The sequence below is a fragment of the Embleya sp. NPDC055664 genome (assembly GCF_053618075.1).
On the sequence record NZ_JBSHGZ010000002.1, the window covers coordinates 247,496 to 267,157 of the forward strand.

At 71.0% G+C, this 19,662-nt stretch carries 20 protein-coding genes and 1 pseudogene; 16 read left to right on the plus strand and 5 right to left on the minus strand.

Annotation, left to right across the window (positions count from 1 at the left end):
• Window positions 1-74 precede the first annotated feature (74 nt).
• The 14 genes from ACWGR4_RS04225 (at window position 75) to ACWGR4_RS04290 (ending at window position 13,269) form a co-directional block, all read left to right on the plus strand.
• A complete protein-coding gene (locus ACWGR4_RS04225) occupies window positions 75-1,859 on the plus strand; it encodes a nickel-dependent hydrogenase large subunit (RefSeq protein ID WP_380005855.1) in 1,785 nt (594 codons plus the stop codon).
• Window positions 1,856-2,395: a hypothetical protein gene (locus ACWGR4_RS04230; RefSeq protein WP_452128061.1), complete on the plus strand. Its 540-nt coding sequence runs from the start codon at window positions 1,856-1,858 to the stop codon at window positions 2,393-2,395. Before ACWGR4_RS04225 ends, ACWGR4_RS04230 begins: the two co-directional genes overlap by 4 nt.
• Window positions 2,392-3,042, plus strand: coding sequence for a DUF5947 family protein (locus ACWGR4_RS04235; protein ID WP_380005851.1), 651 nt, complete (start codon window positions 2,392-2,394; stop codon window positions 3,040-3,042). The genes ACWGR4_RS04230 and ACWGR4_RS04235 overlap by 4 nt, the downstream gene beginning before the upstream one ends.
• Window positions 3,039-3,755, plus strand: coding sequence for a DUF6084 family protein (locus tag ACWGR4_RS04240; RefSeq protein ID WP_452128060.1), 717 nt, complete (start codon window positions 3,039-3,041; stop codon window positions 3,753-3,755). The genes ACWGR4_RS04235 and ACWGR4_RS04240 overlap by 4 nt, the downstream gene beginning before the upstream one ends.
• Window positions 3,752-5,161, plus strand: coding sequence for a hypothetical protein (locus ACWGR4_RS04245; RefSeq protein ID WP_452128059.1), 1,410 nt, complete (start codon window positions 3,752-3,754; stop codon window positions 5,159-5,161). The genes ACWGR4_RS04240 and ACWGR4_RS04245 overlap by 4 nt, the downstream gene beginning before the upstream one ends.
• Window positions 5,158-5,787 (plus strand): hydrogenase maturation protease, encoded by a 630-nt coding sequence (locus ACWGR4_RS04250; protein WP_380005845.1) that lies wholly within the window; start codon window positions 5,158-5,160, stop codon window positions 5,785-5,787. The genes ACWGR4_RS04245 and ACWGR4_RS04250 overlap by 4 nt, the downstream gene beginning before the upstream one ends.
• A gap of 8 nt (window positions 5,788-5,795) precedes the next feature.
• Entirely contained in the window at window positions 5,796-5,870 is a 75-nt protein-coding gene (locus ACWGR4_RS04255; protein WP_452134179.1) for a DUF6893 family small protein, read from the plus strand.
• A 175-nt stretch (window positions 5,871-6,045) separates the two neighbouring features.
• On the plus strand, window positions 6,046-6,435 hold the full coding sequence (locus tag ACWGR4_RS04260; protein WP_452128058.1) for a hydrogenase maturation nickel metallochaperone HypA/HybF: 390 nt from the start codon (window positions 6,046-6,048) through the stop codon (window positions 6,433-6,435).
• Between the two features lie 6 nt (window positions 6,436-6,441).
• On the plus strand, window positions 6,442-7,290 hold the full coding sequence (gene hypB / locus ACWGR4_RS04265; RefSeq protein ID WP_452128057.1) for a hydrogenase nickel incorporation protein HypB: 849 nt from the start codon (window positions 6,442-6,444) through the stop codon (window positions 7,288-7,290).
• On the plus strand, window positions 7,287-9,647 hold the full coding sequence (gene hypF / locus ACWGR4_RS04270; RefSeq protein WP_380005837.1) for a carbamoyltransferase HypF: 2,361 nt from the start codon (window positions 7,287-7,289) through the stop codon (window positions 9,645-9,647). The genes hypB and hypF overlap by 4 nt, the downstream gene beginning before the upstream one ends.
• Before the next feature lie 70 nt (window positions 9,648-9,717).
• Window positions 9,718-10,065 (plus strand): HypC/HybG/HupF family hydrogenase formation chaperone, encoded by a 348-nt coding sequence (locus ACWGR4_RS04275; RefSeq protein ID WP_452128056.1) that lies wholly within the window; start codon window positions 9,718-9,720, stop codon window positions 10,063-10,065.
• Entirely contained in the window at window positions 10,062-11,189 is a 1,128-nt protein-coding gene (hypD, locus tag ACWGR4_RS04280) for a hydrogenase formation protein HypD (protein ID WP_380005835.1), read from the plus strand. Before ACWGR4_RS04275 ends, hypD begins: the two co-directional genes overlap by 4 nt.
• Window positions 11,182-12,291 (plus strand): hydrogenase expression/formation protein HypE, encoded by a 1,110-nt coding sequence (gene hypE, locus ACWGR4_RS04285; protein ID WP_452128055.1) that lies wholly within the window; start codon window positions 11,182-11,184, stop codon window positions 12,289-12,291. The genes hypD and hypE overlap by 8 nt, the downstream gene beginning before the upstream one ends.
• Before the next feature lie 114 nt (window positions 12,292-12,405).
• Window positions 12,406-13,269, plus strand: coding sequence for a sensor histidine kinase (locus tag ACWGR4_RS04290; RefSeq protein WP_452128054.1), 864 nt, complete (start codon window positions 12,406-12,408; stop codon window positions 13,267-13,269).
• 81 nt (window positions 13,270-13,350) lie between these two features.
• Here ACWGR4_RS04290 and ACWGR4_RS04295 read toward each other — a convergent pair.
• The 3 genes and pseudogenes from ACWGR4_RS04295 to ACWGR4_RS04305 form a co-directional block, all read right to left on the minus strand.
• Window positions 13,351-14,487, minus strand: a pseudogene (locus tag ACWGR4_RS04295) (serine hydrolase domain-containing protein).
• Window positions 14,488-14,835: 348 nt separating this feature from the next.
• A complete protein-coding gene (locus tag ACWGR4_RS04300) occupies window positions 14,836-15,105 on the minus strand; it encodes a putative quinol monooxygenase (RefSeq protein ID WP_452134173.1) in 270 nt (89 codons plus the stop codon).
• Window positions 15,105-16,208 carry a MerR family transcriptional regulator gene (locus tag ACWGR4_RS04305; protein WP_452128052.1) on the minus strand — a complete coding sequence of 368 codons (1,104 nt, stop codon included), beginning with the start codon at window positions 16,206-16,208 and terminating at the stop codon, window positions 15,105-15,107. Before ACWGR4_RS04305 ends, ACWGR4_RS04300 begins: the two co-directional genes overlap by 1 nt.
• 24 nt (window positions 16,209-16,232) lie before the next feature.
• Here ACWGR4_RS04305 and ACWGR4_RS04310 point away from each other — a divergent pair, with 24 nt between their 5' ends.
• Together ACWGR4_RS04310 and ACWGR4_RS04315 are read left to right on the plus strand one after the other, a co-directional pair.
• Entirely contained in the window at window positions 16,233-16,949 is a 717-nt protein-coding gene (locus ACWGR4_RS04310) for a DUF4383 domain-containing protein (protein WP_452128051.1), read from the plus strand.
• 57 nt (window positions 16,950-17,006) lie between these two features.
• Entirely contained in the window at window positions 17,007-17,249 is a 243-nt protein-coding gene (locus ACWGR4_RS04315; protein WP_380006105.1) for a hypothetical protein, read from the plus strand.
• 258 nt (window positions 17,250-17,507) lie between these two features.
• On the opposite strand, the gene ACWGR4_RS04320 is transcribed toward ACWGR4_RS04315, so the two are convergent.
• Both ACWGR4_RS04320 and ACWGR4_RS04325 read right to left on the minus strand, forming a co-directional pair.
• The gene (locus tag ACWGR4_RS04320; RefSeq protein WP_452128050.1) at window positions 17,508-18,668 is read right to left on the minus strand and encodes a methyltransferase domain-containing protein; all 1,161 of its coding nucleotides are present in this window, start codon (window positions 18,666-18,668) and stop codon (window positions 17,508-17,510) included.
• Window positions 18,669-19,048: 380 nt separating this feature from the next.
• Window positions 19,049-19,363, minus strand: a complete 315-nt coding sequence (locus tag ACWGR4_RS04325; RefSeq protein WP_380030466.1) for a beta/gamma crystallin domain-containing protein — start codon at window positions 19,361-19,363, stop codon at window positions 19,049-19,051.
• Window positions 19,364-19,662 lie beyond the last annotated feature (299 nt).

Here is a 19,662-nt window from a genome sequence, read left to right on the forward strand (position 1 = left end):
CTTCGCGTAGTCCCCGATCCCGCGGCCGGCCCCAAGCGTGCCGCAGTCCTCACCGCAGAAGGGCACAACACACGATGGCACCCTCGACCAAGACGGCCGGTGACGGCAGCGGCCTGACCGAGATGTCCTGGGACCCGATCACCCGGATCGTCGGCAGCCTGGGTATCCACACCAAGATCGACTTCAAGCGGAAGCAGGTCGCCGAGTGCTACAGCACCTCGTCGGTCTTCCGCGGCTACAGCGTGTTCATGCAGGGCAAGGACCCGCGCGACGCGCACTTCATCACCAGCCGGATCTGCGGCATCTGCGGCGACAACCACGCCACCTGCTCGGTTTACGCGCAGAACATGGCCTACGGCGTCAAGCCGCCGCACCTGGCCGAGTGGATCATCAACCTCGGCGAGGCCGCCGAGTACATGTTCGACCACAACATCTTCCAGGAGAACCTGGTCGGGGTGGACTACTGCGAGCGTATGGTCCGTGAGACCAACCCCGGCGTACTGGACATGGCCGAACGCACCGAGGCGCCGCACGCCGCCGAACACGGCTACCGCACCATCGCCGACATCATGCGCTCGCTCAACCCCATCGAGGGCGAGTTCTACCGCGAGGCGCTGGCGGTCAGCCGCTACACCCGGGAGATGTTCTGCCTGATGGAGGGCCGGCACGTACACCCCTCCACGCTCTACCCGGGCGGCGTGGGCACCGTCGCCTCGGTGCAGTTGTTCACCGACTACCTCTCCCGACTGATGCGCTACGTCGAGTTCATGAAGCGCGTCGTTCCGCTGCACGACGACCTCTTCGACTTCTTCTACACCGCCCTGCCCGGCTACGAAGAGGTCGGACGGCGGCGGGTGTTGCTCGGATGCTGGGGCGCGCTCAACGACCCCGACCACTGCGACTTCACCTACCGGAACATGACCGACTGGGGCCGGCGCATGTACGTCAGCCCCGGCGTCGTGGTCGACGGCAAGCTGATCACCAACGATCTGACCGAGATCAACCTGGGCATCCGAATCCTGCTCGGCAGCTCCTACTACCAGGACTGGGAGGGCCGGGAGCCGTTCGTCACGCACGACCCGCTGGGCAACCCGGTCGACCCGCGCCACCCGTGGAACCAACACACCATCCCCGCCCCACAGAAGCGGGACTTCGACGGCAAGTACAGCTGGGTCATGTCGCCGCGCTGGTTCGACGGCACCGACTACCTCGCCCTGGACACCGGCGGCGGCCCGCTTGCCCGACTGTGGTCCACCGCGCTCAACGGACTGGTCGACACCGGCTTCGTCAAGGCCACCGGGCACAGCGTGGTGATCAACCTGCCCAAGTCGATGACCAAACCCGAAACCACCTTCGAGTGGAAGATCCCGCAGTGGAGCAACGCCCTGGAGCGCAACCGCGCGCGCACCTACTTCCAGGCGTACATGGCCGCCATGGCGGTGTACTTCGCGGAGAAGGCACTCGACGAGGTGCGCTCGGGCCGGACCAAGACGTGGGAGAAGTTCGAGGTGCCCGAGCAGGCGGTCGGCGTCGGCTTCACCGAGGCCGTGCGCGGCGTGCTCTCGCACCACATGGTGATCCGGGACGGAAAGATCGCCAACTACCACCCGTACCCGCCGACCCCGTGGAACGCCAGCGTTCGCGACACCCTCGGCACCCCCGGCCCGTACGAGGACGCGGTGCAGAACACGCCGATCTTCGAGGAGAACCCCCCGGAGAACTTCAAGGGCATCGACATCATGCGAGCCGTGCGCAGCTTCGACCCCTGTCTGCCGTGCGGTGTTCACATGTATCTCGGCGACGGCAAGACCCTGCAGAAGCTGCATGTGCCCACCGGGCTGAGCGGACTGAGCGGATGAACGCCGAACAGACCGGACTGCGGGTCGAGGAGATCCTGACCCGTCTCGGCGACAGCGCCGACCCGAATGTGCGCGTCGGTGCCGAGGAACTGGTCCGCGCCCTGATGGACTTCTACGGCACCGGCCTGGCCCGGCTGGCCGCGCTGCTGCGCGACGCCGGCGCGGATCGACGCGCCGTGCTCGACGACGAACTGGTCACCGGTCTGCTCGTCCTGCACGACCTGCACCCCGACGACGTGCCGACGCGGGTCACGCGAGGCCTCGCGGCGCACCCCGAACACCGAGCCGAGTTCCTCGACTACGACGAGCACAGCCGGACCCTGCGACTGCGGATCACCGCCACGAGCGGCGGATGCGGATGCGCGAGCGCGAGTGGGAACGCCGCAGGCTCACCCGAGGGTGTGGAAGGGCTCCTGGCCGGCTACGCACCCGAGGTCGAACGGATCGAGATCGAGGACGCCCCGGCCGTGTCGCCCGAACCCGTGCTGCTTCAGATCGGCACCCGACCGGCCGATCCGGCCCGGGCCACACGGTGAACGCGCCGTTCCCGACGACCGCTCGACCGGCGGGAGGGCTGCGCCGATTCCGCCTCCCGACCGGGCCGCGCCCGGAACGCTGCGAGCTGTGCGCCCAGGAGGTCGGTGCCGGACACCGCCACCTCGTGGACACCGACGCGCGGGTCCTGGCCTGCGCGTGCCGGGGCTGCGCCATGCTCTTCGAGCGGCGCGGCGCGGCCGGCGGTCGCTACCGGGCGGTGCCCGAGCGCTACCTCGCCGACCCCGGGCACAGCCTGGACGAAGCCGCCTGGGACGCCCTGCAGATCCCGGTCGGCCTGGCGTTCTTCCTGCGCAACGCCGCGCTCGACCGGCTGATCGCGCTCTACCCGAGCCCGGCCGGCGCCACCGAGAGCGATCTGGACCCACAGCTGTGGCAGGCGGTGCTCGGCGAGAGCCGGCTCGCCGAGCTGCTGCGTCCCGACGTCGAAGCGCTGTTGTTGCGCCGCACCGACGGGTCGAGCGAGTGCTTCCTGGTCCCGATCGACGTCTGCTACGAGCTGGTCGGCCGGATGCGCCTGCGGTGGCGGGGCTTCGACGGCGGCGCCGAGGCCCGTGAAGACCTGGCCGCGTTCCTCGCCGACGTCCGTTCGCGCGCGCGGGTACCCGGAGGGGACGAAGCACCGTGACCGAGCTGGACTTCTCCTGCGTCGGCGTGCGCGCGGACGGGTACGCGGCGGGCCCCACGCTGGTCTTTCGGCTGCGGATCACCGCCGCCGAGCGGTCCCGGGTGCACGCGCTCGCGTTGCGTGTCCAGATGCGGATCGAGCCCGCCCGGCGTCGCTACGGGACGGTCGAGGGCGCCCGGCTGGGCGTGCTGTTCGGCGAACGTTCCCGCTGGGGCGGCACGCTCCACCCGATCGAGTTCGCCCAGGTGGCGTCGAACGTGCCGGGCTTCACCGCGGAGACCGAGGTGGATCTGGCGGTGCCGTGTACCTACGACATGGACATCGCCTCGTCCCGCTACTTCCACGCGCTGGACGAGGGAGAGGTGCCGCTGCTGATGCTCTTCTCCGGGACCGCGTTCACCGGCGCGGGTGGCTTCCGGGTGGAACCGGTGCCCTGGCACAAGGAGACCGCCTATCGCATGCCGGTCACCGTATGGCGGGAAATGGTCGAGCAGCACTTCCCCGGTTGCGGCTGGTTGCGGCTACCGCGCGAGGAGATGGACGCGCTGCTCGCCTACCGGGCCCGGCACGCGTTGCCCTCCTGGGAGGCCACGATGCGGGCGCTGCTGGCGAGCGCGGAGCCGGACACCGCGCCCGTGCGGGCCTTCGGTGTTCGCCGTGATCGCCCCGGCGCCTCGGACCGCAGCCGCCTCACCGAGGGGACCGAACGATGACGCTGTTCGAGCCCGCGATCCAGGAGCGGTTCGCCGTCGCGCGACAGATCGCCGACGCCGTGCTCTTCGAGGGCTATGTGCTGTACCCGTACCGGGCCTCGGCCGCCAAGAACCGGATGCGCTGGCAGTTCGGCGTGCTGGTGCCGCCCGCCTGGGGGCAGGGCAGCGGCGAACATCACGACCAGCGCACCGAGTGTTTGATCGAGCCTCGCGCGCAGGCGAACCTCTCGATCGAGCTGCGCTTCCTGCACGCCCAGCGGCGCACGGTGGAACAGGTCGGCGCCGACGGCGAGTTCGCGGCGGCCGAGGCGCTGGAGCTGCCTGATCGGGTGCTTGTCCCATGGGACGAGGGCGTCGAGGAGCGGGTCGAACTGGTGCTGCCGGTCGCGGCGTCGGCAGGGGACGGGTTGGTCCTGCCGTTCGATCGGGCCGAGCGCGAGGAGACCGAGACGGTCGAACTCGACGGCCGCGTGTGCGGGCGACTGGTCCGCCGACGGGCACGGGTCGAGGGGGAGATCCGGGTGCGCACCACCGAAGTGCCCGGCCCGTACCGCACACTCAAGCTGACCGTCGAGGTGGCCAACACCAGTGGGTGGACGCCCGACGCGGGTGCCGACCGGGACGCCGCGCTGCCGTATGCGCTGGTGTCGGCACATGTGCTGCTCGGCCTGGACAACGGCTCGTTCCTGTCCGTGACCGACCCGCCCGAATGGGCCCGGGCCGCCGTCGCGACGTGTGCGAACCTACGGACCTGGCCGGTGCTGGCCGGAGAGCGGGACGACGTGATGTTGTCCTCGCCGATCATCCTGGAGGATCACCCGCGGGTGGCCCCGGAAAGCCCCGGCGCGCTCTACGACGCGACCGAGATCGACGAGATCCTCGCGCTGCGCACCTCGGCCCTGACCGAGCGGGAGAAGCGCGAGGCACGCGGCACCGACGCCCGCGCGGGCGCCGCCGTGGACCTGGTCGACTCGCTTCCCCCGGAGGTGTGGGACCGGTTGCACGGCACGGTGCGAGCGCTGCGTGAGAGCACCGGGTCGGCCGGGCCGACGACCCTGATCGAACCGGGCACATCCGATCCGGGCACGTCGGGAACCGACCGGCCCTGGTGGGACCCGGCAAGTGACGCCGGATTCGATCCCGCCTCGGATCGGGTGCCGGTCGACGGGCGTTCGATCGGTCCCGGCAGTCGGGTTCGGCTGCGGCCGGGGCCGCGCCGTACCGACGCCCAGGACCTGTTCCTGCACGGTCGGGACGCCCTGGTCGAGGCGGTGCTGCACGACGTCGACGGCGCGGTGCACCTCGCGGTGACCGTGGACGGCGACCCCGGCGCCGACATCCGGCGGGCCCAGGGCCGGTTCCTGTATTTCCAACCGGATGAACTCACGGTCCTGGAGGACACGTGATCGGTCACGGTCCGCCGGCCGAGGGCGTCGAGCGGGTGCTCGTCGCCGGAGTCGGCAACATCTTTCTCGGTGACGACGGCTTCGGGGTGGAGACCGTCGCCAGGCTGACCGGGCACCCGTTGCCGGATGGTGCCGAGGTGGTCGACTTCGGCGTGCGCGGCGTGCATCTGGCCTACCAACTCCTGGAGGGCTACGACACGTTGATCCTGGTGGACGCCACCGCGCGTGGCGGCGAACCGGGCACCGTGTACCTGATCGAGGCCGCCGTGCCGGGCTCGGTCGAGACCGGTACGGCGCTCGTGGACGGCCATCGCATGGGGCCTGACGCGGTCCTCGCGCTGCTGGGCACGCTGAGCGCGGGTACCGGCGGCATCCCGCCTCGCCGGGTGCTGGTCGTCGGCTGCGAACCGGCCGACCTGGACGAGCGGGTGGGGCTCAGCCCACCGGTCGCGGCGGCCGTGGACGAGGCGGTCGCGCTGATCCTGCGGGTGCTGCGCCGGCAGGAGCCCATCGAATCACCGACCGGTGCGCCGGACGCGCCGGACGCGGTCGATGTCCGACCCGCCGCCGCGGACGCGGTGCGCGGTCTCGAGTCTGGAGAGGTGCCGACGTGCGAAGGATTCTGATCGGCGCAGTGGCCCTGTTCGGGCTTGTCGCGTTCGCGAACCGGGCGGACATTCGACGCTATCTGCGGATGCGAGCCATGTAGCCCGCCCCGCGAGGCGTCCCCTCGACGGAGCCCCGCACTGCGGCGAACGGCGTACGTGCGGCGTCGGACACGGCGTGGGTGCCCGTGCGCGGCGCCGTCGGGGCCTGTAATGGAGCGCGGGCCCGTCGACTCGGTGAGCCGGCGGCGGTGGATCGTCGAGCCCGGGAGAGGGTCGATGCACGAGATGTCGATTGCGTTGGCCGTCATCGAGCAGGTCGAGGCGGTCGCCGCGCGAACCGGGGAGCGGGCCGCGCTGACCGTTCGGCTGCGGGTCGGCGAACTGGCCGGGGTGGTTCCCGACGCGCTGGCCTTCGCGTTCGAGGTCGCGCGCGCCGAGACGGTGCTGCGCGACGCGGAGTTGGTGGTCGAAGGCGTCCCGGGCCGGGCCCGCTGCGGCGTGTGCGCCGTCGAGTGGGCGGTGGGCGTGCCACCCGACCTGTGCTGCCCCGAATGCGCGGGCGCGAGCACCGAACTGCTGTGCGGGCGCGAATTGCAGATCGTCGACGTGTGCTGGGCGGATCCGGTCCAGGCCGTCGGATATGCCCAGGCCACCCAGGAGGGTTGACTTAACATGTGCCGAGTCGACGAGTTGCGGCAGGCGGTGCTCGCCCACAACGATCGCGGGGCGAACGACCTGCGCGCCGAACTGGCCGCACGCGGGGTGATCGCCGTCAACCTGCTGTCCAGCCCCGGCAGCGGCAAGACCGCCCTGCTGGAGGCGGAGTTGCGCCTGGCCGGCGAACGCGCGGTGCCGGTCGCGGCGTTGACCGCGGACCTGGCCACCGACAACGACGCGACGCGGTTGGCCCGGTCCGGGGCACCGGTCAAGCAGATTCTCACCGACGGGCTGTGCCACCTGGAGGCCGCGCAGTTGCGTCGACAACTCACGGGCTGGCTGCCGGCGAAGACTCGCGTGCTGTTCGTGGAGAACGTCGGCAATCTGGTCTGCCCGGCCTCCTACGACCTGGGCGAGAGCCTGCGGGTCGCGCTCGCTTCGGTGACCGAGGGGGAGGACAAGCCGCTCAAGTATCCGTCCGCGTTCGGTCTGGCGAACCTGGTGGTGGTGACCAAGATCGACCTCGCCGAGGCGGTCGAATTCGACGAACACGCCTTCCTGGCCAACGTCCGACGGGTGAATCCCGGGGTCGAGGTGCTGCTCACCTCGACCAGGACCGGTCAAGGTGTCGGCGACCTGTTGACGCGCGCGGTCGCGGTGCTCGACGGCGGGGCGGTGCACACGCCGGTCATGGCACGGCACGCGGCGGACGGACCTACACACGCGCACGGATCGCCCGACACCGGGCCGGGGACCGGGAACGGCCCCGGGTACCGGCACGGACGTGAACCCGGGCATGAGCACGGGCACGCACACACGCACGAGATCGACCCGCGGCCGGTTCCGGCGCGGGAGCCGTCTTGACCGCCGCCGGGCCGACCCGAGTCGCGCAGCGGCGTCGGATCTTCGTGCGCGGCACCGTACAGGGCGTGGGCTTTCGGCCGTTCGTCTACACGCTGGCCACCGAGCTGGGTCTGGCCGGACACGTCACCAACACCGGTGCCGGCGTGCTCGTCGAGATCGAGGGCGGGCCGGCCGAGGTGGCCGCGTTCTGCCGGCGGATCGACACCGAGGCACCCGCGCTGGCCTCGGTCGAGTCGATCACCCACGAGGAACTCGCGATCGGCGGCGACACCGGATTCACGATCGTGGCTTCCGTGCCGCCCGAGCCGGGCGCCGCGCACCGCACCCGGATTCCGCCGGATGTCGCCACGTGCGCTCGTTGCCTGGCCGAACTCGAGGACCCCGCCGACCGCCGTCACCTGCACCCGTTCATCACCTGCACCGATTGCGGCCCGCGCTTCACCATCGTCACCGCGCTGCCCTACGACCGCGCGCACACCACGATGGCCGACTTCCCGATGTGCCCCGACTGCGCCCGCGAGTACACCGATCCCGGCGACCGACGCTTCCACGCGCAACCCATCGCGTGCCACGCCTGTGGACCCCGGCTGTCCCTGGTCGACGCGGACGGGGCCCCGATCGGCTTCGGCACCCTGGACGAGGCCCGGCGAATGCTCGCCCAAGGGGCGATCCTGGCGGTCAAGGGCATCGGCGGCTACCACCTGGCCTGCGACGCGGCCGACGAGGACGCGGTGCTTCGGCTGCGCGAGCGCAAGGGGCGCGGCGACAAACCGTTCGCCCTGCTGGCTCGCACACTCGCCGAGATCGAGCCGCACGCCGCGATCACGGACGCGGAAAGGGAGTTGCTCACCGGCGCGGCCCGGCCGATCGTGCTGCTGCGGCGGCGCCCCGCGGCCCGAGCCGCGCTGTCGGAGGCGATCGCCCCGCGCTGCCCCGATCTGGGCTTCATGTTGCCGTACACACCCCTGCACCACCTGCTCCTGGGGCTGCTCGACGACCGGGCCGGGCCACGCCTGCTCGTACTCACCAGCGGCAACGCGGCCGGCGAGCCGATCGTGACCGACGACGACGAAGCGCTGACTCGGCTGGCGACACTCGCGGACGGCTGGCTCACCCACGACCGACCCATCCGGGTGCCGCTGGACGATTCGGTGGTGCGGGTGGTGGACGGCGAACCACTGTTCGTCCGGCGCTCGCGAGGCTGGGCGCCGCTGCCGATCCGGCTGCCGGTGGAGGTGCCCGCGACGCTCGCCGTGGGCGGGGACCTGAAGAACACGTTCGCGCTGGCCGAGGGCCGCGAGGCGTGGCTGTCCGGGCACGTCGGCGACATGGACGACCTCGCCACGCAAGATGCCTTCGAGCACACGATCGAACACCTGGGCGCGATCACCGGCGTGCGCCCGCAAGTGCTGGTCGCCGATCGCCATCCGGGCTATCGCTCCACCGGGTGGGCCCGGCGCGCCGCGGCCCAACGGCCGGTGCGGCTGGTCCAACACCATCACGCGCACATCGCCGCCGCGATGGCCGAACACGAACTGGACGGCGCCGCACCGGTGTTGGGCGTGGCCTTCGACGGGACCGGCTACGGTGACGACGGCGCGGTGTGGGGCGGCGAGTTCCTGCTCGCCGACTACGCCGACTTCCATCGGGTGGCGCACCTGCGCTACGTGCCGTTGGCCGGCGGCGACGCCGCGGTGGCCCGGCCGTACCGGATGGCGCTGGCTCATCTGTACGCCGCCGGGATCGAATGGTCCGAGGATCTGCCCTGTGTGCGGGCCGGTTCCGACGAGGAACGCCGGGTGTTGGCGCGTCAACTCGAACGCGACCTGAACTGTGTGCCCACCTCCAGCATGGGCCGGCTCTTCGACGCGTTCGCGTCGCTGATCGGCGTCTGCCACCTGGCCGGCTACGAGGCACAAGCGGCGATCGAGTTGGAGGGCGCGGCCGTTCGGCGGCCCGGATCGGTTCACGGGTACACGTTCGCGCTGCTTCCGGGCGACGGCGAGGCCGATCCCCTGATCGCCGACCCGGGCCCGGTGTTCGCAGCGGCGATCGCCGACCTGCGGGCCGGCCGCGACCCGGAATTGCTCGCGGCGCGCTTTCACCGCGCGGTGGTCGATCTGGTGGTCGCGGTGGCCGAGCACACACGGGAGCGGTACGGGCCGACCCCGGTCGCGCTCACCGGCGGCGTATTCGCCAACGCGATCATTTCCTCCGCCTGCGGACGGGCGCTGTGCGAACGGGACTTCACCGTGCTGCGCCATCGCCTGGTGCCGCCGAACGACGGCGGGCTGGCGCTGGGCCAGGTGTTGGTCGGGGCCGGTCGGCGGGCGCCGAGCGAGTCGAGCCGCCCGTGAGCGTGCGCCCGATCACCCATGAGTCGACGACGCGCGAGCGTGGTCGTTGTCGCACGACGAGGAGAGAGCGATGTGCCTGGCGGTGCCCGGCAGAGTGACGAAGATCGAGGAACGGGACGGAGCCCGGATGGGCCTTGTCGACTTCGGTGGCGTGGTCAAGGACGTGTGCCTGGAGTACGTACCCGACCTGAAGGTCGGCGAGTACGCCATCGTGCACGTGGGCTTCGCGCTGCAACGGCTGGACGAGGAGTCGGCCCTGCGCACGCTTGCCCTGTTCGACGAGATGGGGCTGCTCCAGGAGGAGTTCGGCGATCCCTGGGAGGCGGCGGGCGCGGCGTCCGGGGAGTTCGTCCGGCCGGAACCCGTGGTCGTCCCCGACCCGATTCCCAGTGATGTGTCGAAGGAGGCACTGCGGTGAAGTACCTGGACGAGTTCCGCAATCCGGAGATCGGTCGACGACTGCTGGACGAGATCCGGGCCACGGTGACCCGGCCGTGGTCGATCATGGAGGTCTGCGGCGGCCAGACGCACACCATCATTCGGCACGGCATCGACCAACTGCTGCCCACCGAGGTGGAGTTGATCCATGGGCCCGGCTGTCCGGTGTGCGTGACGCCGCTGGAGGTGATCGACAAGGCGCTGGCCATCGCGGCACGCCCGGGGGTGATCTTCTGCTCGTTCGGCGACATGTTGCGGGTGCCGGGCACCGATCGCGACCTGTTCCGGGTACGCAGCGAGGGCGGTGACGTGCGAGTGGTCTACTCGCCGCTGGACGCGCTCACGATCGCCCGGGACAACCCCGACCGGGAGGTGGTGTTCTTCGGCATCGGCTTCGAGACCACCGCACCACCCAACGCGATGACGGTGTATCAGGCCAAGCGGCTGGGCATCCGCAACTTCAGCCTGCTGGTGTCGCACGTGCGGGTGCCGCCGGCGATCGAGGCGATCATGAATTCGCCCGACTGCCGGGTACAGGGCTTCCTGGCGGCCGGGCACGTGTGCAGCGTGATGGGTGTGGAGGAGTACCCGGAACTGGCCGAGCGGCATCGGGTGCCGATCGTGGTCACCGGGTTCGAGCCGTTGGACATTTTGGAGGGCATCCGGCGTACGATCCACCAACTCGAGCGGGGCGAGCACACGGTGGACAACGCCTACGCCCGGGCGGTGCGGGAGCAGGGCAATCCCGCCGCGAAGACGATGCTGGCCGACGTGTTCGAGGTGACCGACCGGGCCTGGCGCGGCATCGGGGTGATCCCGGACAGCGGGTGGCGGCTGTCCTCGCGCTATCGCGACTACGACGCCGAATACCGCTTCGAGGTGACCGGGATCGACACCCTGGAACCGGCCGAGTGCCGCAGCGGCGAGGTGTTGCAGGGCCTGCTCAAGCCCAACGAGTGCGCGGCGTTCGGCACCACGTGTACCCCGCGCAATCCGCTCGGCGCGACGATGGTCTCCAGCGAGGGCGCGTGCGCCGCCTACTACCTCTACCGTCGGCTCGACGCCGCCGACGCCGCGCCCCGGGAGGCGACACCCGTTGGCTGAACTCACCGACCTCGCTCTCGTCGCGGGGTCTCGCGTACCCGCCGTGCCCTCCGCGCCGGACTTCTCCGGGTGGACCTGTCCGGCCCCGTTGCGCGATCATCCGCGGATCGTGACCGGACACGGCGGCGGCGGCGCGTTGTCCGCCGAACTCGTCGAACACGTCTTCGCCCCCGCCTTCGGCGGGCCCGTGCTCGCCTCGCTCGCCGACTCCGCGGTGGTTACCCTCGGCGGGGCCCGGCTGGCTTTCTCCACCGACTCGTTCGTGGTTCGACCGCTGTTCTTCCCCGGCGGCGACATCGGCGGTCTCGCGGTCAACGGGACGGTCAACGACCTGGCCATGAGCGGCGCCAAGGCGGCCTATCTGTCCGTGGGGTTCATCCTGGAGGAGGGCGTCGAGACGGCGGTCGTCGCGCGGGTCGCCCAAGCGCTCGGCGACGCGGCCCGAGCCGCCGGCGTCGAGATCGCCACCGGCGACACCAAGGTGGTCGAGGCCGGACACGGGGACGGCATCTACCTCAACACCGCCGGGATCGGCCTGGTCCCGGCCGGCGTCGATCTGCGCCCGCAGCGCGCCACCCCGGGGGACGTGGTGATCGTCAGCGGCGACATGGGCGTCCACGGAGTGGCCGTGATGAGCGTGCGCGAGGGCTTGGAGTTCGATGTCGAGATCCGCAGCGACTGCGCCGCGTTGGGCGGTCTGGTCGAGGCCATGCTCGCGGTCACCCCGGACCTGCACGTGCTTCGCGATCCCACTCGGGGCGGTCTGGGGGCCGTGCTCAACGAGATCGCGGCGGCGGCCCGGGTCGGGGTGGAGATCGCCGAACGCGACGTCCCGGTGCCACCCCAGGTGGCCAACGCGTGCGCCATCCTGGGCCTCGATCCGCTGTATGTGGCCAACGAGGGCAAGTTGGTCGCGTTCGTTCCCCGCGAGCATGCCGACGCGGTGCTCGCGGCGATGCGGGAGCATCCGCTGGGTGCGGGGGCGGCGGTGATCGGCGAGTGTGTCACGGCGCACCCGGGGATGGTGGTGGCGCGTACCGGGCTGGGGGGAACGCGGGTACTGGACATGCCGATCGGGGAGCAACTGCCTCGGATCTGCTGACCGGCGACACGACCGGCACACGACGGCCGCCTCGCATGCGACGCGGCCGTCGTACCCGGATCCTCGACTTCGGGATCGCCCGGTTCGTGGACGCCCGCGAACCTCCCCGGCAACGTGAGGGGCACGCTCGCCGAAACCGCCCTGGCGGCCGGTGCCGCACTCTTCGTGCACGGCAGCGGCGCCGGGTGGACGAACGCCGGCGCCACGCTGATCCCCGACGCGGTGGGTCTGGGGGCCGCGTGGGCGATCGGGGTGGCCGTGCGCAAACGCCGCGCGTACGACCGGGGACTGCGCGAGCAAGCCGAGGCCGCCGCCGAAGCGCGCCTCGAACAGGCCCGTCACGCCCTGGTCGAGGAACGGCTGCGGATAGCCCGCGAGATGCACGACATCGTCGCGCACAGCATGAGCCTGATCGCGGTCCAAGCCGAACTCGGGGGCTACGTCGCCGCCGCCCGCCCGGAACAGGCCCAACCCACGCTCACCTCGATCGCCGCCACCAGCCGCGAGGGCCTGCGCGAACTGCGCCGCCTCCTCGGCGTCCTGCGCGAAGCCGACGCCACCGCGGACGGCCATCTCCACCCGCCGCCGGGCCTGCGCGAGCTCGACGAGCTGCTCGCGAGCACCGAACGCGCCGGAGTACGCGTGACCGTCACCACCACCGGCACACCCCGCCCCCTGCCGACCGGGCTCGACCTGTCGGCGTACCGCATCGTCCAGGAGGCGCTGACCAACGTGATCAGACACGCGCGCACCGACCGGTGCGAAATCCACCTGACCTGGGGCGCCGCCGAGTTGGCGATCCAGGTGAGCGACCTCGGCCGCGCGAGCCACACCCCCCATGCCGTCGGCCACGGCCTGGCCGGCATGCGCGAACGCGTCAACCTGTGCGGCGGAACGCTCGAGGCCGGGCCGCGCGCCGACCGCGGCTTCCGGATCCTGGCCCGCCTGCCGATCGACGAACCGGTGGCCGCCGCGTGAGCCCGCTGCGCGTGGCGGTGGCCGAGGACCAGGCACTGCTGCGGAAGGTGCCCACCACCGCGCGCTGCGCGTCGTTCGCCTTCAACCCCAGCGGGTTGTACGACAGGACACGCTGCGCCGCCCGTCCGCCGTCGCCCACATCTCCGTCATGGATCCCGGAACGCCACCGGGATGACCCCACACCGTCACCCCGCACGCGAGCACCTCCGACTCCAGGCCCAGCCCATAGCGACAGGGCAGACCGGTGTCCAACGTGGCCTTCATCTCCCGCAGTTGCTTCGGCCTCACCAACGTGCCCGCGAGCAACGCGCGAACGAACCGGTTCAGGTCGCCCCCGGTGGACAGAACCTCCCCGGAGGCGCCCGCCTGCGAGGGGTTGAATTCCGTGACGTCGAGCGGCTCGGGCTCCAGTTCGGCATAGGTGCGCGCGTGCGGCCCCGGGGTCGCCGTCGACGTCCCGGGAAACGACGTGTGCCGCAGCCCCAAGGGTCGCAGCACCCGGCGCGTGACCTCCTCCGCGTAGGTACGCCCGGTGACCCGCTCGATCAGCATTCCCGCCACGATGTAGTCGGTGTTCGAATAGCGGTACCCCGTCCCGGGGGCGAAGTAGGGCGGCATTCGTATACCCGCCGCAAGCTTCTCCCGCGCCGTTTAGGTCCGGAACCGGCCGTGCGTGAACCAGTCCTCGGTGCCCACATCCAACGCGTACACGTAGTCGTACAGGCCGGAGCGATGATCCAGAACCTGCCGCACCGTGATGGCACCGCCGCCCGGCACCAGTCCCGGCAGATAGTGCTCGATCGGGACGTCCAGCCCGATCAGTCCCTCCCCGACCAGTTGCAGCATCACCGTCGCCACGAGCGTCTTGGTCGTGCTGCCGATCCGGAACGTCGCGTCCGGTGTCATCGGCACGCCACCGGGAACGTCCGCGAGCCCGGCCGCGAACGACCGGTGCAGACCCGGGACATCGACCCGGACCTGGGCGGCCGTGGCACCCGCGGCCACGAGCGCCGCCGAGTCCTCGTCCAGCCGGTCGGCAAGGGAGGGCCGGCGCCCCGCCGTCGCCTCACCGGACGCCGCGGCCGGTGTCGTGGCCGCCAAGGTCAGCAGGGCCACGACGGCAGCGGCCACGCCGCGACCGCGCGCACGTCGCGTCCCTCCGGTCGCCTGTCGAGAGCGGATCCCGGTCCGCCTGGGAGTTTTGCCTGTTCGTCGCATACCGCCAAGCCTCACCCCCGCCGACCGATCCGCGCATCGGTCCGCAAGCGTCTGCGCATGCTGCGCGCCGCGACGTACAAACCGGCTCGCGTGTACGTCGTGTGTCGACGGACGGGTGAGGGCGAGGGCTTCCCTGTCCACGGAGACGCCCCTTCGAACACCCACTGCGTGTACGTCCTCGACGCACGCCGCGCGGTCAGGTGCCGCCGCAGCCGGGTTGCCGGTCACCGCCGCGGCCGTGCCGGCCCCACTACGTCGCCGAGTTCCGACCGGCGGTACCGGCCGGACTCGGTCGACGCGGTCGAGAACCGAGAACTATTCGACAGTGCCGCAAAGGGGATCCGTGGCTCACCCCTCGATCACCGTGTCGACCGGCGGCCCGGCCGGCCACTCGGCGCCGGCCGTGAAGGCCTCCTGCATGTGCGGACTGGCCAGGTGCCGCTCGAATGCCTCGCGGCTCTCCCATTCCTCCACCACGACCCACTCCCGCGGGTCGGTCGCGCTGTTGAAGGTGCTGTAGGACACGTTGCCGGCCTCGGCGCGTGACGGCTCGACCAGCGAGATCGACTGTGCACGGACCTGCTCTTCGTACCCGGGCTTCGCGGTCAGCCGGGCCATCACGGTGATCCTCGTTCGTTCCATACGACAGGCAACGCCGTGATCCCGCGGTTTATTCGCTCGTGCCAAGGCTCGGTGGTCTGGCTGCCGGTCGAGCGTCGTGATGCCGGGCGGTGCGGTTGGCGGGTCGGGGTCAGGATGGCGAGTGCTTGCGTGAGGCTGGTCAGTCGGACGGTGCCGCGGGCCGGCGTCGCGTCCCAACCCGCGCCCGCGGCGAGCACGGTGGTGCCGGGGATGTCGCGCAGCAGGTCGAGGGAACGCGCGTCCGCGGTGTCGGGGTTCTGGGACCACAGGACAACCGCAGAGGGTCGGGTGCGGGCGATCGCCCGGCCCAGGGCGTCGGCGGGGAGAGCGGCGCCGAACATGCGCGTGGGAATCCCGCGCTCGATCAGTGCGGCGTTGAGAGCGTGCAGGGGAAGGGTGTGGAGTTCCTTGTCCGTGCAGGCCAGGAGCACCCCGCGGGTGCCGAACGCGCACGGTCCCTGTGCTTCGGTCGTATGGCTGCGGCCACACGCACGGTGCAGCGCGGCGAGCACGCACTCCGACAGCAGGTGCTCCACCTCCACGTACGTGTTCGGGTCCCGATTGCCTCTCCCGCCTTCCCATTTGCGCCCCATCCCGTACAACACCGGCTGGGCCAGGTCCTCCCATGTGGCCGCGACGCCGCGTTCGGTGATCGCCCGGTCCAGGATGTCGTGCACGGCCGCGCCGTCCAGTCGCATCGCGGCGCGCGCGAGGCCGCGCGCTTGACGGCTTGCGCGGGTACCGACGGCGAAGGTGTGACCTCCTCCGGACCGCCCGGCCGGGCGCTGTTTCGTCGGGCCGACCTTTCCGTTGCCGAGGACCGCCCGGGCGGCGTCGGCGACCGGGACGCCGTCGGCGACCAGCTCGCACATGCGCCGGAGGCGGGCCATGTCGTCGGGTGAGTAGCGGCGGTGCCCGCCGGCGCTGGTCCGGCTCGCGCCCAGGTGGTATCGCCGGTCCCACGAGCGCAGGGTGGTGACGGCCACACCGAGCCTGCTCGCGGCCGCGCCGGCCGTCAGGTCCAGCTCCTGTTCGGGATCGCCGGGGCCGATGCTCGTGGGTGGTGGTGGTTCGGACAAAGAACGGCCTCCCTCTATGGCTCTATGGTCGAGGTCCCAAAAAACGATGCATTAACGATGCAACTTGTGCAAGCGGCGGGTGGTGCGAACCATTGCGGTAGGGGGCCTCACGCATTGGAGGCGGTTGTGAAGTTGTCCGACGAGATGCCGGTGGACCACCGGCTCGCCTATGTCTACCGTTTCGGCGCCGGCTTCACCGGCATGGTGCTGTTGGTGTTCGGCGCCCTGGGATTCGCCGACCAGCTGACGTTCTTCGACACCTCCGGCGAACGGGTCGCCGGGCTCAGCACCAATGGCGCGCTGAGTACGATCTCCGTCGTCGTCGGCGCGATTTTGATCGCCGGCGCCGTGATCGGTGGGAACCTGGCCTCGACCCTGAACATCATGGTCGGGGCCTCGTTCATCCTCAGCGGCTTCGTGAATCTCGGGCTGATCGGCAGGGACGCCAACATCCTTGCCTTCCGTATGCCCAACGTGATCTTCAGCTTCTGCGTCGGTCTGATGGTGCTCACCTTCGGCCTGTACGGGCGCGTCAGCGGCAACCTTCCGCACGACAATCCCTACTGGCGCTCCCGGCACCCCGAACAGGCGGCCCGCGAGGACACGTTCCGCGAAGCCATCACCTCCGGGCGGACGTCGGGCGCCGTCGCCGCGACCGCGGCCCAAACCCCGATGCCGGCAGCCGCACACGGTCCGGTCGTGACCACGAACAATCCCGGCGCCCGCCCGGGCAGCGAATGACCAAACCACACCCCGCCGACCCCGGAGGACGTCGTGATCATCAGGAAGCTGTACAAGATGGGCCTGCGAAGCGAGCACGCGTACACCGCAGCGCTTGGTTCGATCGGCCTGACCTTCGCGTCGTGGCTGGTCAGCAACAAGGCCGAGGACGCGGAACGCGCCGACCGCTGGGGCATTTTCGTTGGCGAATGGGCGCCCACCTTCTTCGGCCTGGGCCTGGCACTCGCCCAGTACGAGCACCTTGCCGCGAGTGCGGACGCGCAGGACACCGAGGTCCCCGGATTCGCCCGCTCGGGCTGAACCGCGCCGGACGGAGACCGGATCGGGCCGAAGCACGGGAATGGCCTCCTCACGACAGGTGCGTGGTGGCCTTCTCGGAAGGAAGCGCCGCCGCCACAGGTCGTAGCCCACCCGTCCAATGACGCGCGGGTGTGTGCGTCCGGCGGCGCGGCGTCCGAACACACGCCCATGAGCGATCGTGGCGGACGAAGACGACACCGCGTTTGCCACCGACGGGATTTGACCCCTTTTTGTCGATCCCGGTCGCGGTGTGGCGGTTCAGGCGTGTGCGGGTACCGGACCGGGGAGGTGGAAGCGGCGGCCGGTGTCGGGGTCGCCTTCCCACACGTATTGCTCGTGTTCGGTGAGGGTGATGCCGTGGTGCCGGCGGCTGATCCCGCCGTGCGCGGTCCAGGCGTCCCAGGCGGTTTCGAGGGCGTCGAACAGGCGGCGTGGTCCGCCTTGTTCGGTGCGTGCGTCGCCGTCGGGCCCGGTGGTGACGACGGCCCAGGAGGAGGTGCCGTCGTGGATCCAGGCGTTGACGCCGTCCTGGTCGGTGTCGGTGGTGTAGACGACGTCGGGCAGGGCCATGCGCAGCGCCCAGAGCAGGTTCACGTCGGTGTGCAGCGGGGTGATGTCGCGGTCGACGGCGCGCTTGTCGTCGGGCGGGCGGCCGGCGCGGACCTGGGTGTAGGAGCGGACGGTGGCGGCGGGAGCCGGTGTGTCGCGCGCGTTCATGAATTGGGCGAGGCCGTGCATCCAGCCGCGGGCGCTGCGATGGTCGTCGGCGATGGTGACGGCGAAGTGCCCCATGCGGCCGAGGGGGAAGACGAGGTCGCCGCCGGGGACGGTCTGTTCGATCCAGGCCCAGGGGACGCGGTCGACGGCGTAGGTGGCGATCACCCGGTCGTAGGGGGCCGTTGCGGGCCGACCGAGGTCGCCGTCGCCGACCACGACGTCCACGCGCACCCCGGCACACTCCAGCCTCCCGGCCGCCGCGTCGGCGAGTTCCGGCGAGGCCTCCACGCTGGTGACCCGTCCCGAGGCGCCGACGCGGTGGGCGATCAGTGCCGCGTTCCAGCCGGTCCCGGTCCCCAACTCCAGGACCCGGTGGCCGGGTTCGACGTCGAGGGAGTCGAGCATGGTCGCCACGACCGCGGGCGCCGACAGGGACGACGAGGGGATGCCGTCGGTGACCTCGGTGAGGGCCGCGTTGTCGGGCCCGGCGTAGACGAGCTCGACCCATCGGGTCGGGGCCGCGCCGCGGTCGACGGGCACGTATCCGGTCCCGTCCCAGTCCCACAGACGGTCGGGCGCGAAGGCGTGGCGGGGCAGCGCGTCGAACGCGTCGCGTACCCACGGGGCGTCCTGGGGCCACGCACCGCGCGTGCGCATCGCCTCGTCCAGGATGCGGCGACGTTCCGCGAGTGGGTCGGTCACCTACTTGGGGTCCTTCTTGTGGCGGCCGTCCGGAGTCGGCTCCGGCGTGGGCTGTCTGTCCTTGTTCCCCGGAGGCGGGGTGTCCTGGGATGGGTCGGGAGCCGGTTTGCTGTGTTCACCCAGGCGATTTCCGCGTCCCCGACCGGCACCGCGGTGCCGGTCGGGGACGGGACGGGGCCGGGTGTACGGATGTCGCGCCGATGCGTTCGACGAGGTTCCTCAACAGGTCGACGGCCTCTGCCCCCACGAGCCGGCCCGTGCCCGGACGACGCGTGGGTTGCACGGTTGACGACCTGTCGGCGCCGTCGCGAAGCCTCGCCACGAGCCGGCGTGTGACTTCATGGTCGAACTCCGTCGGCGTCTCGGCTCGCGCGAGGCGCTCAAAGGATCTGGATGGACTTCACGCGCGGGGGACGGTTGGGGAAGGTGATGTCGGTCCACCTGTTGATCCTCACGGAGTCGCCGTTGACGTCGTAGTAGATCAAGTCGTTGTTGCCGGTCGAGATCCGGTCGACCCACCATCCGCCGAAGTCGGTCCTGCCGGCGTTCGCGTAGCAGTCGACGCTTTCCCGGCCGTCGAGGTGGGACCAGAGTTTCAGGAAGTTCTCGCCGCCGACGCATTCGACGTGGTCGATGGCGAAGGCGGTGCCGGTCGGTCCGGCGACGGTGAACGACGCCGCCGCGGCGAGCGCCATGACCAGGGAGCCGACGGCCTTCTTGACGTTCGAGATCACGGTTGTCCTCCATACGAAGCCCGGCACACACGGCCCGGCAGTGACGGTGACGTCGCGCCGGGACGGATCCGGCGCTCCGACGAGCCGTGGACCGGCCCGAGGACGATCTTCCTGCCGATCCGTGGCGGCGCGCTTCGTATCCCCGAAGGCCGACCCGATCGAGTGACAACGCCCGCTCGGCATGGACGACACGGCTCGAGGCCACGATGGCACCAACGGGCCTACCCACGCGCCTTCTTCGACCTTCACCTGCGCGGTGA